The organism is Archangium sp., assembly GCF_036389735.1.
In the GTDB taxonomy this organism is placed as follows: Bacteria; Myxococcota; Myxococcia; order Myxococcales; family Myxococcaceae; genus Archangium.
Map to the genome: position 1 here is coordinate 1 of NZ_DASVWK010000449.1, position 2,716 is coordinate 2,716.

At 68.2% G+C, this 2,716-nt stretch carries 3 protein-coding genes and 1 tRNA gene; 3 read left to right on the plus strand and 1 reads right to left on the minus strand.

The window, feature by feature from the left end; all coding sequences use genetic code 11:
* The 3 genes from tpiA to VF794_RS16065 all read left to right on the plus strand — a co-directional run.
* Nucleotides 1–694, plus strand: a 694-nt coding sequence (gene tpiA / locus VF794_RS16055) for a triose-phosphate isomerase (RefSeq protein WP_331111327.1), incomplete at its 5' end; no start/stop codon positions are given.
* Nucleotides 695–777: 83 nt separating this feature from the next.
* On the plus strand, nt 778–1,266 hold the full coding sequence (gene secG / locus VF794_RS16060; RefSeq protein WP_331111329.1) for a preprotein translocase subunit SecG: 489 nt from the start codon (nt 778–780) through the stop codon (nt 1,264–1,266).
* 139 nt (nt 1,267–1,405) lie between these two features.
* Nucleotides 1,406–1,487, plus strand: a tRNA-Leu gene (locus VF794_RS16065).
* A 47-nt stretch (nt 1,488–1,534) separates the two neighbouring features.
* Here VF794_RS16065 and VF794_RS16070 read toward each other — a convergent pair.
* Nucleotides 1,535–2,656 carry a tyrosine-type recombinase/integrase gene (locus VF794_RS16070; RefSeq protein ID WP_331111331.1) on the minus strand — a complete coding sequence of 374 codons (1,122 nt, stop codon included), beginning with the start codon at nt 2,654–2,656 and terminating at the stop codon, nt 1,535–1,537.
* Nucleotides 2,657–2,716 lie beyond the last annotated feature (60 nt).

The window sequence follows — 2,716 nt, forward strand, 5'->3', positions numbered from 1 at the left end:
GCGCGAGCTCAAGGGGCTGGTGGCCTCCCTTCCGGGAGACCGGGTGCAGCTCGCCGTGGCGCCGCCGTTCCTCGCGCTGCAGGCGGTGGCGAAGGAGCTCGAGGGCTCTGCCGTGAAGCTGGCCGCCCAGAACTGCCACTGGGAGGCCAGCGGGGCGTATACCGGCGAGGTGTCCGCGGGGATGCTGAAGGACGTGGGGTGCGCCTACGTCATCCTGGGTCACTCCGAGCGTCGGCAGTACTTCGGCGAGACGGACGAGACGGTGAACAAGCGCGTCCGGGCGGTGCTGGGGGCGGGGATGACGCCCATCATCTGCGTGGGCGAGACGCTGGCCGAGCGCGAGGCCAACCGCACCCTGGAGGTGGTGGAGCGTCAGGTTGCCGGAGCGCTGAAGGGTTTCCAGGCGGCCGAGGTAGCGGGTTTCGTCCTGGCGTACGAGCCGGTGTGGGCGATTGGCACCGGTCGGACGGCCACCAGTGCGCAGGCGCAGGAGGTGCACCGGGCCATCCGCGAGCAGCTCTCCCGGCTGTACGAGCGGGGGACGTCGGAGCAGGTGCGCATCCAGTACGGTGGGAGCGTGAAGCCGGACAACGCGGCGGAACTCCTGGGGCAGCCGGACGTGGACGGGGCGCTGGTGGGCGGGGCGAGCCTGAAGGCGGCGGACTTCGCGGGAATCGTGAAGGGCGCGGTTTGAGCTTCAGGAAGATTGTCACCGCCCGTGCGGTTCGGTTAGGCTGCGCGGCCTTTCATCCAGGACCGGAAAGAAGAGCTTAAAGCATGTTGACCTTCGTGACGATCGTGCACGTCCTGCTGTGCGTGTTCATGATCTTCGTCATCCTGTTGCAGCCCGGGAAGGACGCCGGAATGGGTTCTGCCCTGGGTGGCGGAGCGGCGACGAGCGCCTTCGGTGGGCGCGGTGCGACGACCTTCCTGACCAAGGTGACGGGCATCTGCGCGGCGATGTTCTTCCTGACGTCGCTGGGCCTGTCCTTCGTGGGCATGCGCACCTCGGTGGCGGCGGGCGCGGTGGGCAAGCCGGCGGCGCAGCAGCAGGCCCCGGCGGTGCCGGGCGCCGCGGATCAGCAGGGCACGGGGGCTCCTCCGGCGGGCCAGATTCCCGCGGCGAACCCCCAGCAGGAGGCCGCGCCTGCCCCGGGTACGGGCACGGCTCCCGCGCAGCAGCAGCAGGCTCCGGGCGCTCCGGCGACCATCGAGCAGCCGCGGCCGACCGACACCCCGGCTCCGACCCCGGCGCCCGGCCAGTAGGCGGGCGGCCACCCGGCGGAAGAAAGCGGGTGGCGGGGGAGTTGAAAATTCGTTGTTGCAGACAGCGCGGTTCGTGGTACTAGAGGCCGCGTTGTTGGCCGGTGCGGAGCAGCGAAGCAGTCGAGGCCGCGTCGGAATCGCCCAGGTGGTGGAACTGGTAGACACACCATCTTGAGGGGGTGGCGCCGAAAGGTGTGCGGGTTCGAATCCCGCCCTGGGCACTCCGAAAGAGCCTCCAAGTCCTTGAGACTTGGGGGCTTTTTCATTTCTACGCGATGCCCTCCTGGTCATGTGCCCCCAATGTGCCCCTCGGGCGCACGACGTCCAGGGCCCGCACCGCGTCCTTCTTCACGTTCGGGCTGAGGTGGGCGTAGCGCATCGTCATGTCGATGGTGGCGTGCCCCATCAGCTCCTGCACGGCCTTGAGCGGCACCCCGCGCATGACGAGGTGGCTGGCGAAGGTGTGGCGCAGCGTGTGCCAGCCGATGGGCCTGATCCCCGCCCGCTCCGCGTTCCGGAGGATGGCCTCCGAGCAGGTGTGCTGGGGATTGCGGATGAAGCCGCCATCCCGCTGGGGGAAGACCCACGGCGAGTCGATCCGCCGGGGGTAGTCCCGTAGGGCCTTCAGCGCCCGCTCGTTGAGCGGCACCTCTCGCTCGCGTCCACCTTTTGGCGTGCCCAGGTGCCCGCGGAAGACGTTGCGCTTCACGATGAGGCGACCGGCCGTCATGTCCACGCAGTCCCAGGACAGGGCCGCCAGCTCCCCGATGCGCAGGCCCGTGTTGAGGGCCAGGGAGATCATCGCCTTCCACCGGCCGGGCTCCGCGAGCGACTCCAACTGCTCGGCCTCCTCGAAGGAGAGGAAGTCGATCTCGGGCTTGGGCGCCTTGAGCCACTCGACCTTGGGCACTACGTCGAGCTCGCCGAACTCCTGGGCGAGAGCCAGGAGCTTGCGCAGCACGGTCAACAGGTTGTTGACGCTCTTCTTGGAGAGCCCCTCCTTCACCTTCTGGGCCTTGAAGGTCTCGAGCTTGGCCGTGTCGATCTGGTCCAGCTTCAACCGGCCGAACGCGGGGACCAGGTGCTTGCGCAGGATGTCGGCCTTGGTCTTCGCGGTGGAGACCTTGTTGTTCGTCCGTGCGTGATCGAGGAACCGCTCCTGGAACTGCTCCAAGGTGGGGACCTCCTTCTTCTCCTTTCCGAAGGTGCCGTAGAGGAGGGCCTGACGCAGCTCCCGCTCGTACTGCTCGGCGCCCCGGCGGGTGTTCACCGGGGATGCCTTGCGGATGCGCTCGACACGCCCATCCGGATGCTGGAACTTCACGTCCACCGCCCATGCCTCCTGGACCTTCCCGTCCTTGTCCTTCCACTTCCGCAGCCTGACGCTCATCGCTTCTCTCCGAGCGCAGGACCGCCGTTACCCTGTACCCAACTTATCAGGGCAGATTTG

Coding starts and splice junctions, on each gene's coding strand:
- secG (WP_331111329.1), top strand. CDS start 778: ATGTTGACCTTCGTGACGATCGTGCACGTCCTGCTGTGCGTGTTCATG.
- VF794_RS16070 (WP_331111331.1), bottom strand. CDS start 2,656: ATGAGCGTCAGGCTGCGGAAGTGGAAGGACAAGGACGGGAAGGTCCAG.